16 protein-coding genes and 1 tRNA gene are annotated in these 20,741 nt (G+C 62.7%); 11 read left to right on the plus strand and 6 right to left on the minus strand.

The window, feature by feature from the left end; all coding sequences use genetic code 11:
* The first annotated feature begins 82 nt into the window (after nt 1-82).
* On the plus strand, nt 83-373 hold the full coding sequence (locus IRI77_RS08255; RefSeq protein WP_194451597.1) for a hypothetical protein: 291 nt from the start codon (nt 83-85) through the stop codon (nt 371-373).
* Here IRI77_RS08255 and IRI77_RS08260 read toward each other — a convergent pair whose 3' ends face one another.
* Complete coding sequence (locus tag IRI77_RS08260) at nt 374-2,644, minus strand: heparinase II/III domain-containing protein (protein WP_194451598.1); 2,271 nt, start codon at nt 2,642-2,644, stop codon at nt 374-376.
* Nucleotides 2,645-2,765: 121 nt separating this feature from the next.
* Here IRI77_RS08260 and IRI77_RS08265 point away from each other — a divergent pair, with 121 nt between their 5' ends.
* Entirely contained in the window at nt 2,766-3,977 is a 1,212-nt protein-coding gene (locus IRI77_RS08265) for an amidohydrolase/deacetylase family metallohydrolase (protein WP_228486642.1), read from the plus strand.
* A gap of 104 nt (nt 3,978-4,081) precedes the next feature.
* On the opposite strand, the gene IRI77_RS08270 is transcribed toward IRI77_RS08265, so the two are convergent.
* From IRI77_RS08270 to IRI77_RS08285, 4 genes are read right to left on the minus strand one after another with little or no spacing between them, the layout of a single operon-like run.
* Nucleotides 4,082-4,612 (minus strand): GNAT family N-acetyltransferase, encoded by a 531-nt coding sequence (locus tag IRI77_RS08270; RefSeq protein ID WP_194451600.1) that lies wholly within the window; start codon nt 4,610-4,612, stop codon nt 4,082-4,084.
* Complete coding sequence (locus tag IRI77_RS08275; RefSeq protein WP_194451601.1) at nt 4,609-4,887, minus strand: type II toxin-antitoxin system TacA family antitoxin; 279 nt, start codon at nt 4,885-4,887, stop codon at nt 4,609-4,611. The genes IRI77_RS08270 and IRI77_RS08275 overlap by 4 nt, the downstream gene beginning before the upstream one ends.
* 48 nt (nt 4,888-4,935) lie before the next feature.
* Entirely contained in the window at nt 4,936-6,081 is a 1,146-nt protein-coding gene (locus IRI77_RS08280) for a YncE family protein (RefSeq protein ID WP_194451602.1), read from the minus strand.
* On the minus strand, nt 6,078-6,350 hold the full coding sequence (locus IRI77_RS08285) for a hypothetical protein (RefSeq protein ID WP_194451603.1): 273 nt from the start codon (nt 6,348-6,350) through the stop codon (nt 6,078-6,080). The genes IRI77_RS08280 and IRI77_RS08285 overlap by 4 nt, the downstream gene beginning before the upstream one ends.
* Nucleotides 6,351-6,380: 30 nt before the next feature.
* On the opposite strand from IRI77_RS08285, the gene IRI77_RS08290 reads away from it, so the two are divergent.
* The 9 genes from IRI77_RS08290 (at nt 6,381) to IRI77_RS08330 (ending at nt 16,973) form a co-directional block, all read left to right on the plus strand.
* A complete protein-coding gene (locus tag IRI77_RS08290; protein WP_194451604.1) occupies nt 6,381-7,214 on the plus strand; it encodes a hypothetical protein in 834 nt (277 codons plus the stop codon).
* Nucleotides 7,215-7,255: 41 nt separating this feature from the next.
* A complete protein-coding gene (locus tag IRI77_RS08295) occupies nt 7,256-8,281 on the plus strand; it encodes a rod shape-determining protein (protein ID WP_194451605.1) in 1,026 nt (341 codons plus the stop codon).
* Between the two features lie 33 nt (nt 8,282-8,314).
* Nucleotides 8,315-9,490: a rod shape-determining protein MreC gene (locus IRI77_RS08300; protein WP_194451606.1), complete on the plus strand. Its 1,176-nt coding sequence runs from the start codon at nt 8,315-8,317 to the stop codon at nt 9,488-9,490.
* On the plus strand, nt 9,487-10,023 hold the full coding sequence (gene mreD, locus IRI77_RS08305) for a rod shape-determining protein MreD (RefSeq protein WP_194451607.1): 537 nt from the start codon (nt 9,487-9,489) through the stop codon (nt 10,021-10,023). Before IRI77_RS08300 ends, mreD begins: the two co-directional genes overlap by 4 nt.
* A gap of 9 nt (nt 10,024-10,032) precedes the next feature.
* Complete coding sequence (gene mrdA, locus IRI77_RS08310; RefSeq protein WP_194451608.1) at nt 10,033-11,934, plus strand: penicillin-binding protein 2; 1,902 nt, start codon at nt 10,033-10,035, stop codon at nt 11,932-11,934.
* Nucleotides 11,934-13,025, plus strand: coding sequence for a rod shape-determining protein RodA (gene rodA, locus IRI77_RS08315; protein WP_194451609.1), 1,092 nt, complete (start codon nt 11,934-11,936; stop codon nt 13,023-13,025). The genes mrdA and rodA overlap by 1 nt, the downstream gene beginning before the upstream one ends.
* A 293-nt stretch (nt 13,026-13,318) precedes the next feature.
* Entirely contained in the window at nt 13,319-15,946 is a 2,628-nt protein-coding gene (locus IRI77_RS08320; protein ID WP_194451610.1) for an Rne/Rng family ribonuclease, read from the plus strand.
* A gap of 9 nt (nt 15,947-15,955) precedes the next feature.
* Nucleotides 15,956-16,798 (plus strand): hypothetical protein, encoded by an 843-nt coding sequence (locus tag IRI77_RS08325; protein WP_194451611.1) that lies wholly within the window; start codon nt 15,956-15,958, stop codon nt 16,796-16,798.
* An 85-nt stretch (nt 16,799-16,883) separates the two neighbouring features.
* Nucleotides 16,884-16,973: transfer RNA gene (locus IRI77_RS08330), tRNA-Ser, on the plus strand.
* Nucleotides 16,974-17,423: 450 nt separating this feature from the next.
* Here the strand turns inward: IRI77_RS08330 and IRI77_RS08335 are convergent.
* Complete coding sequence (locus IRI77_RS08335; protein WP_194451612.1) at nt 17,424-20,594, minus strand: TonB-dependent receptor; 3,171 nt, start codon at nt 20,592-20,594, stop codon at nt 17,424-17,426.
* Nucleotides 20,595-20,741: the final 147 nt, after the last annotated feature.

Consider the following 20,741-nt stretch of genomic DNA (forward strand, 5'->3'; position numbering starts at 1 on the left):
ACCTCAACGGCAACCGGCCATTTCGGCGCTTTGCACCAAAACAGAGAACCCACCCCTCCGTTTCTCGTATCTTAGGAGTGAGATGATGCGTTTTCTCGGTCTGCTGCTCGCGTTCCTGTTCGTGGTGCCGCTCATCCGGAGCATCCTCGGCTTGCTGGCGCGCGCCTTCACTTCGTTCGCGTTCAAAAACACAAGCCAGCCGGCCGGAGCCAACCCCCAACCGCCCCGCGTCCCGTCCGGCGGAACCCTGCGCAAGGATCCCGTCTGCGGCACCTACGTCAGCGAAGCCCTCGCGCTCAAGCGCGTCTCTTCCGGCGAGACGTTCTACTACTGCTCGGAAGAGTGCAAGAAGAAGCACCTCGCCAAGGCCTGATCACTGGCACGGCTCCAGGTTCCCCAGATTCGGCAGGGACGCCCAGCGGTAAGGCCCGTTCGCCCGGCACTCGATCTTCTTACCGTTCAATCGGATCAGCTTCGCCGCCGGAGCCGTAATCCGCACCGCGCCTTCCAGCGTCCCTTCCATGAATAGATCCACCGTCGCCCCGTCCGCCGACCAGTCCACTTGAATGGGTGTAGTTTGTGACCGCTTCAGCAGCTCCGTCTCCGCGATCCCGGAGAGAAACAACTGCACCGGCTTCCCAAAGACCTGATGCAGCACGGAGAACCGCCCGGGCTCCACATGGATCCGGTCGTTCATCCCTGCCCCGTTCACCAGGAACTCGTTCGGCGCCGGGCTGGAAAACTGTAGGACATAGCCACCCTGGGTCATCGGCTCATAAAGCGCCGAGAACCGAGTCGACACCGCCTGCCTTCGCGCCATCAGAAACGGCACCGGCACCTGCAGGTCCGGTCCCAACCCGGTTCCGGCAATCACGATGCTCTCTGGAGACCCGATCATATGAACGACCGTGCCAAGCTGCTGCTGCCGGATGATCTCCGACCAGTCTGCATCTCCGCGGTTGGCGGCGGGATGGCTCAAATGCTGGTACCCGTTCAGTCGCGACAGCCCAATCGCCTGATCCCAGCGCAAATCTCCGAAGATCTGCCCATAGTTGTGGTACATCCAGTCGAAATGGTGCTGCTTTCCGTCAGCAGCCTTCACGTCGAACAGATCCAGTGTGTACCACGGCGTATGCACCAGCGTCCTTTCCAACTCCACGCCTGGATACGCATCACCCGCCGACACCCGGATCGCAGCCGCCGACGGCAACGCAATCCACTCCAACAGCTTGCCGGTCGCCGCCGCCTGCGGCTTCTCATCCACCGACACCGTGTTGTGCGCGATCGTCATCTTGTCCCAGGTGGCATGCGTCGGAGCCGCGTACGCCTGTGTCCCCGGATCGGCCGCCTGCTGGGCTCCATTCCAGTAACTGTTGATCGTCAGCTTGTCGAAATGCCCGTGACCGCCGCCGTGCGGGCCAAACTTGACGGCAATAACATGATCGTTCTCGCGCACCCGCAAGGTCGCCAAGCCCGCATCCGGCATCAGGTCGCTCACCGCCGCAACCGGCGCAACCTCCGGCAGCGCGTCCGCACCCCAAAGTACAGTTTCCAGGTCGGAACTTGCCTGCCGCGCCAGCGGAACATACCGGCTGTCGCCGAACATTCGATACCCGATGCTGTAGTGCTTGGCATAGGCCGCCAGCTTCACCAGCCCGGAGTCGTTGAAGTTCGGCAAGGTGCCATCCGGGAACACCGCCCGCAGCGGAGCATCCAGCATCTTCCGGAACGCCGCCGCCTCGGGCAACGCCAGCCCGGCCCGTTTCGCCATCTCGATGCTGAGCATCAGCGGCTCCACCGAAAAGAAGTGGTAGCCCCACGAGCCCTCGAACCACGGCCCGTCCGGAGTAATGCTCTCCCGCATCTGGAACTTGAAGCCGCCCGGCCCGTCCAGCGCCGCCCGCACCAGATCCTGATCCCCCACCGTCAACCCGATCGCCAGCAGCGCGCAGTTGTGCCAGCTCTGCCAGTTGCTCTTGCCCCGGTTGTTCCCGGTCAGAATCACCGCCGCATTCTTCAAAACTGAACGTTCGAACCCAATTCGCTCTTCCGCCGTCATCGTGTCCCGCACGAGGTCGTACCCGAACACGAGCGGCACCAGCCAGCTCGCCTCGGACAGCGTCTGCGACATCACTCGCGCGCCGGACTGCGTATTCAACTTGTTGTTGTTGTCATGAATCGGCAGCGTCGGATACAAAACCGTATAAGCGTTCACGATCCGCCGCGCCTTCGCCGCGAACTCCGCCCGCCCGGTAAGCACATATGCCAGCCCCAGATCCCGCACAGCGGCTGCATTGTCGCCATTCCGCTGCATGTAGACCACGTTGTCCACCGGCCAGCCGTGGTAGTCCTTCCCATCGACCGGGCATAGATTCTGCCCCCGAGTCTGCTTCAAGCGCGCACCATGCACCGGACAGACATAGGCGTGCGACCACCCCGCGCCTTCCGCCGGCAGGGCCCACTCCTTCAGCCCGTAGTTCTCGACATGCGCCGCCGGCCAGTTCTCCGCCCTTTGAATCAGCCGCTGCACCACCGGCTGGGCCGAGGCCTGCGCCTTGATGCGCGCCACGTCCGCCCGGTTCAGCAGAAACCGCGGCTCGGCCGCCGCCGGCAGCGTCATCAGAAACAGCAGGATCCAGGCCACGGGACTATCTTAATCCGCCCCAGCCAGCAGGCTACCCCCGGCACGTCTTATATTGGTCCCCATGAGACTCGCGTTGATAGTGTTGGTCGCCGCCTCAGCGTGGGCGCAAACGAGGTACGACATGCTTCTCAAAGGGGGTCGTGTCATCGACCCGAAAAACAACATCAATGCCCTCATGGACGTCGCCGTCAAGGATGGCCGCATCGCCGCCGTCGCCCCCAACCTCCCGGCCTCTGACGCCGCCAAGGTGCTCGACGTTTCGGGGCTGATCGTCACGCCCGGCCTGGTCGACATCCATGCCCACGTCTTCACCTCCACCGGCATCGCCGACGCCTGGGCCGGCGACAACAGCGTCCGGCCCGACGACTTCAGCTTCCGCACCGGAGTCACGGCCATGGCCGACGCGGGCAGCTCCGGCTGGCGCAACTTTGAGTTCTTCAAACTCACCGTCATCGACCGCGCCAAGACCAAGATCTTTGCCTTCATCAACATCGCCGGCCTGGGCATGATGACCAACATCGTCGAGCAGCACCCCGAGGACATGAAGCCCGAGGAGCTGGCCCGGCTCGCGAAGAAGTTCCCCGACGTCGTCGTCGGCGTCAAAACGGCTCACTGGGAATCGCCCGCCTGGACCGCTGTCGACAAAGCCCTCGAAGCTGGCCGCCTGATGAACAAACCCATCATGGTCGACTTCGGCTACTTCAAGCCCGAGCGCCCCTACTGGCAGCTCGTCACCCGGAAGCTGCGCCCTGGCGACATCTCCACTCATGCCTTCCGGGCCACCGTCCCGTGGATCGACGCCAACGGCAAGATCTTCGACTACTTCCAGCAGGCCCGCGCCCGCGGCGTCATCTTCGACACCGGCCATGGCGGCGGCAGCTTCGCCTGGCGCAATGCGGTTCCGGCAACCGCCCTGGGTTTCTATCCCGACACCATCTCCACTGACCTGCACACCGACAGCATGAACGGAGCCATGATGGACATGCCCACTACGATGTCCAAGTTCCTGGCCATGGGGATGCCGCTGAACGAGGTGATCCTGCGCTCCACCTGGCGTCCGGCCCAGGTCATCCATCACGAGGAAGAGGGTCACCTGACCGTCGGAGCCGAAGCGAACATCGCGGCCTTCGCCCTGAACGACGGAAAGTTCAATTTCATGGACTCCGACAAGGGCACCTTCCCCGGCAAGCAGCGCTTCCAGTGCGAACTCACCCTTCGAGCCGGCAAGGTCGTATGGGACTGGAACGCCCGCAGCGGAGTCGACTACCGCACTCTTGGCCCAGCCTATGGAGTGCGCGCCGGCGAGAGCATCGTCCTCCCGCCGCAGCATTAGGGAGAGTTAATTCGCTTCGGTAATCACGGCCGCCACGGGCCGTTCCCCTACCGGGATCATGGTGAAGAGCGGAGCCGATTTCGCCCGCCCCGGGGCAATCGCCCTCACTCCAGCCGGCCCGCCCCAATCAGCGCGGCCTTTATGGTCGCCAGCGGCAACAACAACACCAGCGGCGCCTCCGCCATCGGCACCGCCCCGTAACGGGCGTACCACGCGGCCACTCCTTCGTTTTTGGCGTCAATGAGAAGCGCTACCCCGCCGACCTCCGCAGCCGCCAGAACGCAACGCCGTCCCGCCGCCAATAGCAACTGGCCCCCCAAACCGATGTTCTGGAATCGGCGGTCCACCGCCAGCCGGCCCAATCGGAAACACGGGACGTCGTAGCGCGCCAATCCCCGGCGCACCACCTCCGGTGTCTGGGCATAGCGAACCGATGCGGGACTGACCGAGTAGAACCCCAGGATGGTCTTGTTGTCGCGATCGTCAATCGCCAGAAAGGTCTTGGCTCCGCTCAGTTCATGGCTCTTCCGGGCGTAGCGTTGCAGAAACTCGTCCAGCGCAGGCTCGCCGCACTGGAAACTGTCGCGATCGTGTCGCTTACCGATTGGCTCTTCGTGCCATGACGGAACCGTCATTTCCGGCGCGGCAGCGCCTTGGCCGCCGCCAGCAGCCTCTCGTTCGGCGCCGGCGGGTTCTCCAGAAGGTCCAAAACGCGTAGGCTGTCTCGCTCCGAGAGCTCCACCTGTTCCGCTTCCGCAATCACCGACTTCGCCGCCTTCAACGCATGTTGCAGAACGAACTCCGTCAGGTCGGTGTGCTTCAGCGCCACGGCGCGCAGCAAAGTAACCTTATCCCGCGGACGAATCCGCAGGGACATCCGGCTGTTGTCTTCCACTGGTGTCCTGGGCATGGCAGGCCTCTGTACGCATTCAAATTGTACGAATGCACTCGGCCGGGGTCAACCGACCCCCTCGGTAATCACGGCCGCCACAGGCCGTTCCCCTACCGGAATCATGGTGAAGAGCGGAGCCGATTTCGCCCGCCCCGGAGCAATCGCCGCAATGCGAATGACCGCCAGGTCGCCAGACGCCCGATTCAGCACCAATGCGTACTGCTGGTCGGGCGTCACTACGATGGTGCCCGGATCCATGCCCACGCCCGTCACCGCCACCACCTTCTGCGTGGCCACGTTGAAGACCGTGATCGAACCCGCCTCGGGGTTTGCCACAAACAGGTAGTTCGCCACCGAAGGAGCTTCCGGTTGTGAGGAGATCGCCATACTGCCCGGCCTGCGTCCGCTCAACGAAGTTTGAGCGATCTCGGTGCGGTAGACGTAGGCGATCACCACGGCGTCCCGGCCCGGTCCGGTCAGGAACAACTGCCCGCCGTCGGGCGTCATGCACATGTGCTCGGGACTCAGCGCCAGCGGCAACTGGGTCACAATCACACGGTTTGCGGTGTCGACGAAAGTCAGCCGGTGCGCCGCGCTCTCGGCCACAATCACGAGCTTGCCGTCGCTGCGGAAACGGACTCCGCCCAAGCCTGGTTCGAGCGCAACCGGCGGCAGCGCGCGCCCGGCGGCAAGGTCCACCAGAACGAGGGAGCCGTCCTCCAGCGTCACCGCGCCCAGGCCCGTCTGCTTGGACAGATCGAAAGCAACCGGAGGCGCCGGCAGCGCAATCGGCTTCCCTGCCCGGAAGGCCGTCAAGTCCAGCGGCGTCAATTGCGCCGGATCCTGCATGAGGCACCACAGCTTGCCGCCCTGGGCCAGGGCCGCCAAGGGCACGCCCGGCAGTTTCAAGCCCCGGGTTCGCTTCCTGGCCTTGGTGTCAATCTCTTCCAGGGTCTGGCTCTTCGGCGCCAAGGCGTAGATTAGGGCTTGCGCCGGATCCGGATGGCGTACCAGGGCGGAGGGGGGAGCCGGCAGTTCGATCCTCGACTTCACGGCGAAGGCCATCAGGTCGACCGCCGCCACGGCAGGGGTCCCTGCCGTCGCCACAAAGGCGAATCCGCGATAGCCGGAGCCGGGCTGCGTATTGCAGCCGGTGAACAGGGCCGCTGTGCCTGCAAGGCCGCCACCCAGGATGGTACGCCTGGAGATCACAGGAAGGCGGTCGTCTTGATGCCGGAGATGTCAAAAGTGCGGCGGCAGCGAGGCTGCTTGCACTGCGCCTTGTCGTCGAGCAAGACCATATAGCTCTGCGCTTTGGCGAACTTCGCCCGGTCCCGCTCATCGGCGCCGCCCGGCAGCCGGTCTTTCTTGGTTCGCACCAGCCAACGCAACGGATAGTCATCCATGACGCGGCAGTACGGACAGTTCAGACGCGCCGCTTTGGTCGCCTGGGATTCGGAGTAGAATAACCGCTCGTCCACAACCCTTGATCATCGCACAAAATAGAAGATGTGACAGCCTCTGCCATCGTTCTCACCGCCGCCTTACTTTCGTGGCGGGCCGACATCGAAGCCAAGTCCGGCACGCAGCTCTACGTCGCCGTGGTGGAACACGACGACGCGGCCAACACCTACACCCTGGACCGGGCTACGCCGAACCGGGCTCAGTTCGCTTCCTATCTCAAACAGGAGGGCTTCCTCGACCAGTTCAGCCGCATGTATTCCGTCATGATCCATCACAAAGAGGAGGGCCGGAACGCCTTCCTGGTGATGCTGAACGGAGCGCGCCGCAAGGAGTGGTCCGGCAACGAGGAGGCGCTGCTGGCGCACGAATTCGGCCATGCCTGGATCAAGGCGGAAGGCTATCCAACGCCTATCTTTGTCAACAATCGCTGGGCCTGTGTCGGCATCCACGCCGGCGACATCACCCAGCACGTCCTCATCCGGACCGAGATGGAGCGGCGCGGCATCGACCACAAAACGTTCTGGCTGAAATCGCTGGAAGAGGCGTCGAATCAATTGGAAGCCGGCCCGCCGCCGCCGGAAAGCGACCGTTGCCGGCGCGTCCAGCAGGTGGCCCAACTGGTCGACATCGCCCTGGGCCTGAAGCCCGGCGAATGGGTGGGCCAGGAGAAGTACGAGCAGCGCGTCCACAAGGCCATGCCCGAGGTGGAAGGCACCACCCGCGAGGTGGTCGAATACATGCGCAAGCACAACATGGTCAACCGGGATGAACACCGGGAAGCCCTTAAATTTGTGTTTGAAAAACTCAAGGATCTCGCTTACGCGCGAACGAACGACTATCGGGTCTATGTTACGCTCAAGAGGTACCCGCACGTCACGTGATGTGGTGCGCCCAACAGGGCGCCAGTAAATCATTCCACGACATGAACATCCGCTCGCTTTTCAGCCTTTTTTCTTCGGACCTTGCTATTGACCTGGGGACGGCCAACACTCTGGTTTTTGCCCGGGGCAAGGGGATTGTCGTTAACGAACCTTCGATCGTCGCCATCAACAAAACCAACGGCGAGGTCGAGGCGGTAGGTAAAGAAGCCAAGGACATGCTGGGCCGCACGCCCGGCAATATCGTGGCCATCCGCCCCATGAAGGACGGCGTCATCGCCGACTTCAAGGTCACTGAGCGGATGCTGAATTACTTCATTCAGAAGGCCCACGGCCGCAAGATGCTCGTCCACCCGCGCATCGTCATCGGCGTCCCCAGCGAAATCACACAGGTGGAAAAGCGGGCGGTCATCGACTCCGCATATCGCGCCAAAGCCAGTGAAGTCCACCTGGTGGAACAGGCCATGGTCGCCGCCATCGGCGCGGGCCTGCCCATCACGGAACCTTCCGGCAACATGGTGGTCGATATCGGCGGCGGTACCACCGACGTGGCCGTCATCTCCCTCTCGGGTATTGTGTACGCGCGCTCAGTGCGCGTGGCCGGCAACGAGATGGACGACGCCATCATGCAGTACTTGAAGAAGAAGTACAACTTGCTGGTCGGCGAGCGCACCGCGGAATCCGTCAAGGTTCAGGTCGGCAGCGCCTTCCCTCTGGACAAGCCGCTCACCATGGAGATCAAAGGGCGCAACCTGATTGAAGGCGTCCCGCGCACCATCCTCATCAACGATGAGGAGATCCGCGAAGCCCTGGGTGAATGCGTGGCCACCATCATGAACGCCATCCGCGTCGCCCTGGAACGCACTCCGCCCGAACTCAGCGCCGACATCAGCGACCGCGGCATCGTCCTCACGGGCGGCGGCGCCATGCTGAAGAATCTTGACCGCCGCATCCGCGAAGAGACCGGACTGCCCGTTTCCATCGCGGAAGATCCGCTGGCCAGCGTCGTGCTCGGCACAGGACGCATGCTGACCGATTTCAAACTCCTGCGCCGGATTGCGATCGAGTAGTTCCTGGGCGGGCCGCTCGCTCTGACTTAGGCTATGGAAACGTTCCTCAGCCGTTACCGCAACCTGAGCGTTTTGCTGGCGCTCATCGTGGGGCAGTTGTTGTTGCTCGCTTACCAGGTAAAAGCGCGCGAAGACGTGCGCCTCATCCGCCTGTGGGCGGTCACGGCGGTAACACCCCTGGCCCGTGGCATCGAGTGGGTGCGAGGCGGCACCGGCGGCTTCTTCACCGGCTACATCTTCCTGCGCGACGTCCAGGCGGAAAACCAGCGGTTACGGCAGGAAGTGGGCCAGATGAAACTGCGCAACCAGTTCCTGACGGCCGAACTGACCACCGCCGATCGCGCCAAGGCTTTGCTCGAATTCCGCAGCCGCATTCCTTCCAAGACCCTGCCCGCGCGCGTCATCGGTACCGGCACCGGAGCCAATTCCCGGGTCGTCTTTGTCGATCGCGGCTCCAACGATGGCGTGAAGCGCGGCATGGCCGCCATTACGCCGGACGGCATCGTCGGCAAGGTGGTTGCGGCCTATCCGATGGCTTCGCTGGTGCAGTTGATCACGGAGCAGGGTTCGGTTGCGGGCGTCGTCTCGCAAAAGAACCATGTCCGTGGCACCCTGAAAGGCCAGGGCACCACCAACTGCATCGTGGATTACGTCCAGAACGAGGACAAACTGGAGCCGGGTGAATGGTTCTACACCTCCGGCGCCGACCGGATCTTCCCGCGCGGCCTGCCCGTGGGCCAAGTCAAGATGGTGCGCGAAGGCCGCGGCGGCAAGGAAGTCGTCGTCACCCCCAGCGCCGTCACCGGGTCAGTGGAAGAGATGCTCATTGTGATCGATGGCGTGCAGGGCCTGATTCCGGAACCGGAGACGCCGGCCTCGCCGCAGATCAGTATCCTGCCCGCTCCGCCGCCGATGCCGGGTGAGGATCAGCGCGTCGCACCCAGTGCCGCCGGAGAAGCGGCCGGCGCCATGCAGACCGACGCCGACAAGCTCAGGGATAAATACCGCCGCATCGGCGAAAGCCAGGGGGTGGACATCGGGTCTCCCGGTCCGCTGGCCGACTTCAACCGCAACCCGCCGGCCCAATCCGCACAACCGGCACCGAATGCCGCCACCACTCCGGGCGCTCAGCCGCCGGCCGGTGCCCGCACGGCACCTGGCGCGCAGCCCCCTGCCGCTCCTAAACCGCAGGAGCCCCGTAAGCAATGACAGAGTACGATGACCGGATCCTCCAGGCAGGCCCGCGCAAAGCCAAGATCTCCCATTTCCGTCCGGCGGCATACATCATCATTCCGCTCATCGCGATCCTGTTTCAGGTGTACGTCCCGCGTTTCGTCGATTTCCTGTCCTATCTCGAGCTTCCGCTGCTGGTGGTGGTCTACTTCTCGCTGATGCGCCGCCAACCGGTGGCCGGCGCCGTGATCGGGACGGTGATCGGGCTGGTCCAGGACTCGCTGTCGCAGCACCCGCTAGGGATGTTCGGGATTGCCAAGACGCTGGTGGGCTACTTCTCGGCCTCCATCAGCATGCGCTTCGACGTGGAGAACAACGCGCTGCGGTTCATCCTCAGCTTCTTCTTCTTCCTCTTCCACCAGGTCGCCTTCTGGGTGTTCGCGCGCGGGTTGCTGGGCCAGAATCTCGAGCTCCAGATCCCGCAAAGCATCATCTTTGCTTTCCTCAATGCCGTAGTAGCCGTCCCTCTGTTCCTGATAATGGATAAACTGAGGGTTGAGGAACAGTAAGGAACTCACGTGAAACTGATTCCGCAGGAACGGCAGCCCGATGCGTCGGTCACCCGCCCACTGATCCGCGACGACACGAAATTCGCCGCCGGCAAGATCGCGGTATTCCAGTACTTCGCTGTCTGCGTTTTCGTCTTTCTGGCCCTGGGTTACTGGGACCTGCAGGTCCGCAACGAGGAGTTCTACCTCGAAAAGGCCTACCAGAACCAGATCAAGAGCCTGCCCATCCCTGCCCCGCGTGGAAAGATTGTCGATCGCGACGGCCGTGTCATCGTCGACAACCACTCCTCTTACCGGCTCATCCTCTCGCGCGACAGCCTGCGGGAAGAGCATGTCATTCCCATCGCCGCGGGCCTCAACCTGGACGCCAACGATCTCTCCGCCAAAATCCGCCGCTTCCGCCGCCAGCCGACCTACTTCACGATTCCGTTGAAGGAAGAGCTGACCGCCGACGAACTGACCTTTGTCGAAGCCCACAAGGGCGCCGACTCGTTCCCGGAGATGGAGCTGATCAAATCTCAGTTCCGGGTCTACCCCAGGGACGGCGTGGCCGCGCACCTGCTGGGGTATGTGGGTGAAATCAACGAACCCGAGCTGAACTCCCAGGAGTGGGCCAACCACAATCCCGGTGACGTCATCGGCAAGTCGGGCATCGAGCGCTTCTATAATGAGCAGCTCACCGGCGTGGACGGCCAGCGGCAGGTGCGTGTCGACAACCGCATGAACACCAGGGAGGTTTTAGGGATTACCGAGGCGCAGCCCGGCAAGGACCTGAAGCTGACCATCGACCTCGACCTGCAGGTGGTGGCCGAGCTCGCCATGCAGAACAAACGCGGCGCCGTGGTGGCTCTGGACCCGCGTACAGGTGAGGTACTGGCCTTCGTCTCCACGCCTGCGCCCGACCCCAACCACTTCGTCGGACGCATCGATGCCAAGGAGTGGGCCGCGCTGGCAACCGACCCGTATAAGCCGCTGTTCAACCGCGCGCTCGCGGCCCAGCAGGCGCCCGGATCGACATTCAAACCCATCATGGCGCTGGCCGCGCTCGAGGCCGGCATCATCGACGAGAACTTCACGGTTCAGTGCAACGGCGGCGCCAACTGGTATGGCCGCTGGTTCAAATGCCACAAAAAAACCGGCCACGGCACGGTAAATCTGAAAACCGCCATCGCGCAGAGCTGCGACGTCTTCTTCTATGCGGTGGGCAATAAACTGGGCATCGACAAGATCGCAGAGTATGCCGAGATGGCCGGCCTGGGCCACAAGACCGGCATCGACCTGCCGGGTGAGAAGGAAGGCGTCGTGCCCTCCTCAAAGTGGAAGATCCGCACGCAGCGGGAAAAATGGTACGCCGGTGAGACCATCTCCGTTTCGGTGGGCCAGGGCGCGCTGACCGTCACTCCGCTGCAACTCGCTCACGCCATTGGCGGAATTGCCACGGGCGGAGTCTGGATGCGGCCGCACGTGGTCAAGGAAGAGGCGGGCAAGGCAGGCAAGCTGGAACCGGCCCGCAAGGCGCAGCTCAATCTGGACAATGTAAACAAGGTGATCGCCGGCATGTATGCCGTGGTGAACGAGTGGGGTACGGGGTCCATGGCGCACATCCCGGGGATCGAGCTTTGCGGCAAGACCGGCACCGCCCAATTGGCTTCGAATGATCTGTTGAAGAGCCGCGACATGGGTGAAGCGTTCCGGGATAACGGCTGGTTTGTCGGCTTCGCCCCGCGCAACTCCCCAGAGATTGTGGTGGCTGCTTTGTATGAGAACGGCGCCCACGGCGACAGGGCTTCGTGGATTGTGCGCGACGTCGTAAAAGCGTATTTCGACAAGAAGGCACGGTTGAACAAACTGCAGCAGCCCACGCCCGGCGTGGCCAGCCTGCTCAGCCGGCCCGGGGAGATTGCCCGCTAGTGGCCAGCTACCGTTCGTTGCGTGATCTCGACTGGCCGCTGTTGGCCGTCACTCTCTCTATCTGCGGACTAGGGATACTCCAGATTTACAGCGCCACGCTCGACACGGCCTGGCGTTCCGCATGGTGGAAACAGCTGCTGTGGTTGGCCGTGGGCTTGCTCATGATGTGGTTGATGACCAAGATCGACTATCACACCTTACTTGGTCAGGTTCCACTGCTTTACGGCATCACTTTGACTTTATTAGTGGTTACTCCGTTGATTGGAAGGCTGGTGTGGGGTTCGAAGCGCTGGATCCCGGTCGCCTTCGGCTTTAAGTTTCAACCTTCGGAGTTTGCCAAACTAGTGATAGTATTACTGGTAGCCCGGTATCTGACCGAACTGAAGAGCGACCGGTTGGAGGTTCGGGATCTGCTGAAGCTAGGGGGACTGGTAGGACTTCCATTCACCCTGGTGGCAGCACAGCCGGATCTTGGCACGTCCCTGACGTATGTGCCGATCCTGTTGATTGGGCTGTATTTAGGTGGTGTCCGCTGGCAGCATGCGGCGACTGTTATCGCCCTTGCGGCCGTGCTGATGCCGGTTGGCTGGTTCTTCCTGAAGGACTACCAGCGAGCCCGTCTGGAGACGTTCATCGACCCGATGAAGGATCCGATGGGTAAGGGGTACCAGGTGATCCAGTCGAAGATTGCGGTGGGTCATGGAGGGATTTGGGGTTGGGGAGTCACACACGGCTCTCAGACTCAGCTTCGGTTCCTGCCTGTGGCTCATACTGATTTTTTGATTTCGGCTTTCGCCGAAGAGCATGGGTTTGTCGGCATTCTGGTCGTGTTGGGGCTGTATTTCCTGCTTCTGATGCAGATTGTGCAAAATGCACAAACGGCGCCAGACCGGGCTGGAATGTTCATCTGTATGGGAGTTTGCTCGCTGTTGCTGTTCCACCTTCTGGTGAATGTGGGGATGGCAGCGGGGCGGATGCCGGTCACTGGCATTCCGCTGCCCCTGATGAGCTACGGGGGATCGAGCATGTTGTCGGTGTTTATGATGCTGGGCCTCGTTAATAACGTACGGCTACGGCGATTTGTTTCGTGACGCGATATTGAGTGAGTGGGCCGGAAGGGACGTCCCTCCGGCGCCAGGTGACAATTCAGCATGTTTTCGAGAGCGGTTTTGTAGAAGCCGCCGCTGTGTATTCGTCTCCGGACGCGAATAGCTCTGGAATGATCGAGTTGCAGTCTTGGGAAGAGAAGAGTTTCTTGAATTGAACGGCGCGCACGGGGCCGATTTCGAACCCCGGGTTGTAGCGCTCCACCTGAGCCCGAAGGTTGGACCCAGTCTCTCGAGTTCCTCCACTCCCGTCGCGCACGGAGAGCGGAGGTTGTTTGATGTCATCGAAAGAGCTGGTGATCAGCCAGAACCGCCACGAGAGCAAGGTGGCGATTCTCGAAGACGGCCAGTTGGTTGAAGTTTTCTTCCAACGCGCCAACGAATATTCCCTGGCCGGCAGTATCCACAAAGGCAGGGTAACCCGCGTTCTTCCCGGCATGCAGTCGGCTTTTGTCGACCTGGGCCTGGACCGCGACTGTTTCCTCTACGTCTCGGACTTCTTTGAAGAGAATGCCGACGAGATCGACAAGGTTGGCGACGAGCGCCGAGGCGGCCGGGAACGGGAGCGCGAAGGCGACCGTGACCGCGATCGGGACCGTGATCGAGGCGGCCGAGGCCGCGATCGGGACCGGAACCGCAGCCGCGAACAGCATGCCCCCGCCCCGGTGGAAGCCGCGCCTGTCATTGAAGAGTTTGAACCCGCCGAGGTAGTGGAAGCCGTAGCCGCCGCTCCGGAAGCCGTGGCCGAGGCGCCTGCCGCCGAAGGCGACGCCGCCGCTGATAAGAACAATCAGGACCGTCGGGGCCGCCGCTCGCGCCGCCGCCGCCGTGGTGGACGGGGTTTCCCGGATTCCAAGTACGCCACCGCTGGTGAACCAGGCAACGAGCCGGTCGACGAAGTCGAGCCGGAGATTCCAGAACCGGTCGCGGCTGAGATCGAACACGAAGCGGAACCGGCGCAAGCCGCTCCCATTGAGGAAGTCGTCCTGCTGCCGGGTGAGTCGCTCGCCAAGTACCGTCGGGCCCCTCGTCCCGAACCGGCCCCCGTGCCGGTGGTGGCCGAAGCGGCGCCCGTGCAGGAAGCTACACCCGAACCCGAGCCGGAACCGGAACCCGAGCCCGAAATCATCCATGAGCCGATCGACCTGGACGAGTTGCAGGCCGCGGCCGAAGAAGCGGCCGACCAGGCAGCCGAACAGATCCTTGACCGGGTGGAAGAGATTGAGCACCGCGCCGAAGTAGCCGAAGAAGCGGTCAGCCAGGAAGCGGAAACGGTCGAGGAAGCGGAAGAAGAAGAGGACGACGAACCCGCCGCCTCCGATTCCGAAGAGACTGAGATCGAAGCGGTGGACGATCACGAAGACGCGATCGCCGCCTGCGAAACGGAAGCTATCGAGCCGGCCGAAGGCGAAGCAGCGGAAGTGGTGGAAGGCGAAGTCTCCACAGAAGAACCGCAGAATCAGAGTGCAACGGTCCGCGAACAGAGCGGCCGGGCTCCGCACCGCATTTCGCGCCGCATGCGCCGCCGTGGCCGTGGCGGCCGTGGCCAGGAAGCGCCGGGTACGGAAGCGCCGCTGGAAGCCGCGCCGGAAGCCCCGGTGGAGCGAGTTGTCGAGCGTCCGGTGGAGCGGTTTGAAGCCCGCCAGCAGCAGCAGGCGCCGCCGGAACGGCGCGATCGTGAACGCGAGCGCGAGCGTCCGCCCATCCCATCGATTGCCGACCTTCTACGCGAAGGTCAGGAAATCATCGTCCAGATTGCCAAGGAACCGTTGGGCCAGAAGGGTGCGCGCATCACTTCGCACATCGCCATGCCCGGCCGGTATGTCGTGTATATGCCGACGGTTGAACATCTTGGCGTTTCGCGCAAGATTTCCACCGACGAAGAGCGGCAGCGGCTGAAGCGCATCCTGCAGAAGCATCGCGAGGGTGTGGCCGGCGGTTTCATCATGCGTACGGCTGGTGAAGGCCGCAGCGAGGAAGAGATCGCGGCCGACATGCAGTTCCTGGCCGCCCTGTGGCTGGACATCAAGCAGAAGGCTGAAAAGCGGCGCGCTCCGGCCCTGCTCCACCATGACGTGGAAGTGGTGCAGCGGCTCATCCGCGACCAGCTCACCGACGGGTTCAAGGCCATCTGGGTCGACAACGAAGATCTGTACGAACAGGTGCTGCATTCCGTCGAACGGCTGGCTCCGGCCCTGCTCCCGCGGGTCAAGATGTACACCCGGCCCGAGCCGATCTTCGACGCCTTCGGCATCACGCAGGAGCTGGAAAAGGCCCTGCGGCCTAAGGTTTGGCTGAAGTCGGGCGGCTACATCGTCATCAACCAGACCGAGGCGCTGGTCGCCATCGACGTCAACACCGGCAAGTATGTCGGCAAGTCGAACCGGCTGGAAGACACCATCGTCAAGACGAACCTCGAAGCGGTGAAGGAAATCGTCCGCCAGATGCGGCTGCGCGATCTGGGCGGCATCATCGTGGTCGACTTCATCGACATGGACGAGCGCAAGAACCGAGCGAAGGTCATGCAGGCGCTGGAAGAGGTCATGCGGATGGATAAGGCTCCTTACAAGATCCTTCAATTCAATGACTTCGGCCTGGTCGCCATCACTCGCAAGCGCGTCAAGCAGTCGCTGGAACGGGCGCTCTGCTCGGCCTGCCCCACCTGCGAGGGCGCGGGCTATGTGAAGAGTGTCGATACGGTGATCAGCGAGATCCTCACCCAGGCGCAGAAGTACGCCAAGGTTGTGGATACCAAGGACGTCGTGCTGCGGGTGAACCCCGAAGTCGCGAAGGAGATGAAGTCGGTCTCCAACCAGTATCTGGAAGAGCTGGAAGAGATTCTGGGCCGTCCGGTGCTGGTGAGCGCCGATCCGTTATTGCACCAGGAGAAGTTCGACCTGGCGTAAGCTATCAGGGTGAAGAGATTCGCCTTTTGTGTGATCCTGCTGGCCGCTGCGAGCATCGCTCTCAGCGGCCAGCGGCTTTTGGTATACAGCGAGTTCCAACGGGTGAAGCCGGATGGCGAAGTGGTCGCGGCCGACCGCGTCGAGCACCGGCGCGAAATCCTCTCTCCTGCTGTCCTCCGCAACGCGTACACCACCTTGCGAGTGGTTGTCGAGTCGCCGCCCGGCCAGCCGTACCATCTCTATGTCGGGCAGAATCCTGACGATACGGTTCAATGCACGCTCTACCAGGAGGAGTACACCCGGGTCGGAGCGGAATGGGTGCCGGACAAGGTGCGGATGGTGATGCTGCCGCACAGCGCGGTGCTGGGGACTGACCAGAAGGTTCAGACCTACCTGCTGGACGTCTGGACGCCCGAGTCCACGCCCGCGGCCCGTTTCCGCCTGGAAGTGCAGTTGAATGTGGGGGACCGCTGGATCATCTACCCCATGGAAGTACGGGTGATGAAGGAGGCCGGTCCGGGCCACACGCTGCCACCGGAAGAACTGCCGCCCCTCTCGCCCCGTGTGGACGAGGCGGTGAAGGATTCGGCCTGCGATTTCCTGCAGGACACCCCGGCGCAGGGCGCCGGCGGCATGATGGGACGCACCATGGCGTTTCTCATCCGGAACGTGCGCCAGGACCTGCGGCTGGCCCAGTCGCGGCCCAAGGCGGATGTCCAGGAATTGTTCCTGCGCTTGTCGGGATTCCCGGCGGTCGACGCCCTCTGCAAGGGTAGCCAACCGGCTCCGGCGGGAGCCGAATGGTGGCTACGGGTTCGTGACAATTTCTACCAGGGACTACCGGTTCGGTAAGCCCGGCATGATACACTAGCAAAGAGCTCGCAATGATGCCTTGATGGCGCGGATAGCGCCTCCCGAAGGGCGTCAAAGCACCCCAGGAGAGGTGGCCGAGTGGTTGAAGGCGCACGCTTGGAAAGCGTGTATACGGGAAACTGTATCGAGGGTTCGAATCCCTCCCTCTCCGCCAGATAAGAAGTAAAGTTCGAAATCCTCACTCTAAAACTAAAGGCTCCCCGGTTCTTCCGAGGAGCCTTTCTTCTTTGCCCATTCTTCCCGACAAAACCCTCGAAGGCGGCCTCAATCCCGGTCCTTCTAAACTCAGCCTCCCATCCGTGTGTATCTGTGTCCATCTGTGGCCCAATGTCCGAGTTCCACGAACGAGAAGAACCTCTCACCTATTGGAGCGCAAATCTTAGCCACAGATGAACACAGATGTACACAGATTGCCAGAAGGAGGGAGTAACGGGAGAGGCCGGGTGACCCATGCTGAATGGCTTAAACTTTCGTACTCGTCCATCGCGGAACTTCTCCTTTCGTGTGCTTGGCGGCTCACGTATCGGAGTTTCCGCGATGGACTCCTTGAATTGTCAAACTGCTACTGCCTCCCCGGCAGAGCCGGGGGGCCTCTCAATTTTGGCTAGAACGTCAGGCGCGCACCAAACTGGACCACTCTGGAGCCGTTGCGCGAGGTGATGATGCCGACGCTGGCCGGAACGCTGATGTTCGTGCCGGGATTGCCCAGGTTGGCGTGGTTGAGGACGTTGAACGCCTCACCCCGCAGTTCCAGGTTGATCCGCTCGGTCAGCGAGGTCATCTTGAACAGGGCGGTATCCCAGTTCACCGAACCGGGTCCGGTGATGCTGTTCGGCGCCGAGTTGCCAAACGTGTAAGCAGCCGGCACCGCATAGGCTGCCGGGTTGAACCACTGCAGTTCGTTCTTGAGGGCGGCTCCGGGATCGCCGACAATGTCGGCGCGGCCGCTGGGCCAGCCGGTCTTGTTGCTGTTGAACGAGACGGAGAGGAAGTTGCCGCTGGCGAAAGTGGCAATGCCGGCTACCTGCCAGCCAGAAACCAGCTTGTTGGTGATGCCCGACACGTTGGACAGCCAGGGCTTGCCCTTGCCGACGGGCAACTCGTAGATGTAGTTGGCCACCAGGTAGTTCTTGACGTACTGGGAGCTGTTGCCGCGGTCCAGCCGGGTGTTGGTCCAGGTGGTGGGCAAGGCTCCATCGTAGGGTCCGCCCAGCGCGCGGGTGAACTGATACTCGGCTCCGAAGCTGAGGCCGGAAGCCGTGCGGCGGGTGGCGCCCAACTGGAGCTGATTCAGGGCCAGGTTGCGATCCGACTGGTAGTAGTAGATGTTGCCCCAGGGCTGGTAGGCGCGGCGGGGTTGGACGGCCAGCGAGGACGGCAGCGGATCGTTGATATTCACGGCCTGTACGAAATGGGTCGCTTTGCTGCCCACGTAGGAGGCGCGGACGGCGGTGTTGCGCACCGGTTCCCACTCCATCGTGTAGTTCCACTGCTGGGAGTAGCCGATGCGGAAGTTCTTGTCGACCGCGTACAGATTGGGCGGGCTGCTGGTGGAGGACGAACCGGTGCCGGCCCAGGGATCGGACCAGGTCAGGTTCGGCACGCCGGTGTTGCTGCCCAGGAAGGTCTGGGAAGCGCGGAAGGGCGGGTTCAAGCCGAGGTCGCGCAGGTCGACGGCGCCGTCGTATTCACCCATCACGTTGTAGTAGATGCCGTAGGCGGCGCGGATGACGAGCTTGGCGCTGCCGAGCGGGCGGAACGCCATGCCGATGCGCGGGGCGAAGTTGCGGCTGCCCAACTTCATGTAATTGGAGCGGTCGAGGCCGAGCTTGGCGGCGTCCACCACCGGGACGACTCCGGACCAGATGGGATCGGCCGTGCCACTGATGACCGCCAGGGCGTTGGAGCCGCGATCCCAGACGGCGAGGTCGTTGTTCTTTTCCCAGGGAGACTGGTAGTCGTAGCGGAGGCCGACGTTGACGGTCAGCCGGTTGGAGACGCGCCAGTCGTCCTGGGCATAGGCGGAGAAGCGGTAGTTCACGTCGTCGAGGACGAAGTTGCTGGTCGCCCGCGAGCTGGTGGAGATGTCGCCCAACAGATAGTCGCTGAAGGAGTTGCCGGTGTAGCGGCCGTCGAAGGCGAAGGAGCCGCGATAGGGCGAGGAGTTCTGGCGGTTGACCACATCGACGCGAGCGAAGTCGATGCCGAACTTCAGGCTGTGCTTGCCGCGCTCCCAGCTCAGGTTGTCGGAGAACTGGCGCTGGTGGTTGACGTCGCCGGAGCCGGGCTGATCGGAAAGCGTCTGGAAGCCCGTCATGGAGATGGTGGGCAGTCCGCCCAGGCCTTCCAGCGGAGGCGTGGCGCCGGGAATGATCTTGCTGGGATCCAGATCGTGATTCTGGGGCATGCGGTAGTCTTCCCAGTAGTTGAGACCGACGCGGGCGACATTGGCGATGGTGGGGGTGATGACGCGCGTGTATTGGGCGGCCAGGTTCTTGCTGCTGATGCCGAAGCCGTCCCAGTTACCGAAGGGGACTCCGCCGCCGGCCGTGCTGTAGGGTCCGTTCTTCGTCCAGAAGTAGCGGACAGAGACCATATCCCGATCGGTGATCTGGTAATCGCCGCGGGCGGAGTAGCGGTCGTTGGGCTGGTGCTGCGGGACATTGGCGACGAAGTTCGTGCCCAGGCCGGCAGTGCCCTGCCCCGGCTGGTTCGGATCCGGCATGTACTTCATGAACTGCTGGGAAACCGAACTGATGCGGTTGGAGGGGATGATGTTGCCGGCGAAGGGTGTGCCGCCATTGAGAGGATCCTTGATCACGGTGGTGGGCAGCAGGTTGCTTAGGTCGCCGGTCTTCATGGCCGCGCGCGGCATGGACATCTGGGTCGTGCTGGACTGGACCAGCCTGAGCCCTTCAAAGGATCCAAAGTAGAACAGTTTGTTCTTGATGGCCGGGCCCCCGACGGAGCCGCCGTATTCGTTGCGGTTAAAGGGCGGTTTGGCCAACAGTTGGGCCGAGTGGGTCTTGGCGGTGGCGACGGCGTTGCGATTGAATTCGAACAGGGTGCCGTGGACCACGTTGCCGCCGGACTTCGAGGCGATGACGACCTGCGCGCTCTTGCCGAACTCGGCCGGCGCGGCGTTGGCGATGACCTTGAACTCGGCTACGCCGTCAAGGGAGAGCATCTGGCCCAGCAGGCGTTCGCCGATGGCGTCGTCGTTCGAGACACCGTCAACGGTCTGGCCGGTGCCGCCGCGATAGGCGGCTCCCGCGATGGCCGGGTTCGAGCCCGCCTGCTGGACACCCGGAGCCATGGCCATCAGGCCGTTGATGCCGGTGCGGCCGTTCAAGGGCATGGAGCGGACCTGGTTGCTGTCGACCACGTTGCCGACGGAGGAGGTCTCGGACTGGACCATCGGCGCTGTGGCTTCGACATCGAGGGTGGAGGTGACGCTGCCCACTTCCAGTTGAAAGTCGATGCGCGCCGTCTGGTTCACCAGGAGGACGATGCCGCGCTTGGCCACACTCTTGAAGCCGCCGGCGCTGGCGGCCAGCCGGTAATTGCCGGGAATCAGCCGTTGAAATACGAAGTCGCCTTCGTCGCCCAGAGTGCGGACTTCGGTGATGCCGGTGCTTTCATTTGTTAATTCGACGCGGGCTTGCGGGATGGCGGCGAGGGTCGGATCCGTCACGCGTCCCACGATGGTGCCGGTTGTCTGGGCCCATAGGGTCGCCGATGCGAGATACACGCCCCAGAGCCATACCCTGCTCATGGATTTCATGGTGTAGTCCTTTCGTGGTGGTCGCAACTCGGGTGCTCTGCGAATGCGCGCGGGGCGATGCCGCACGGGACGAGCCGTCGATCAACCTGCAAAGACTGAGGGACCTGCTCCACGCGGGCACAAAGGAAAGACCCCGGC

The organism is Paludibaculum fermentans (assembly GCF_015277775.1).
Lineage (GTDB): Bacteria > Acidobacteriota > Terriglobia > Bryobacterales > Bryobacteraceae > Paludibaculum > Paludibaculum fermentans.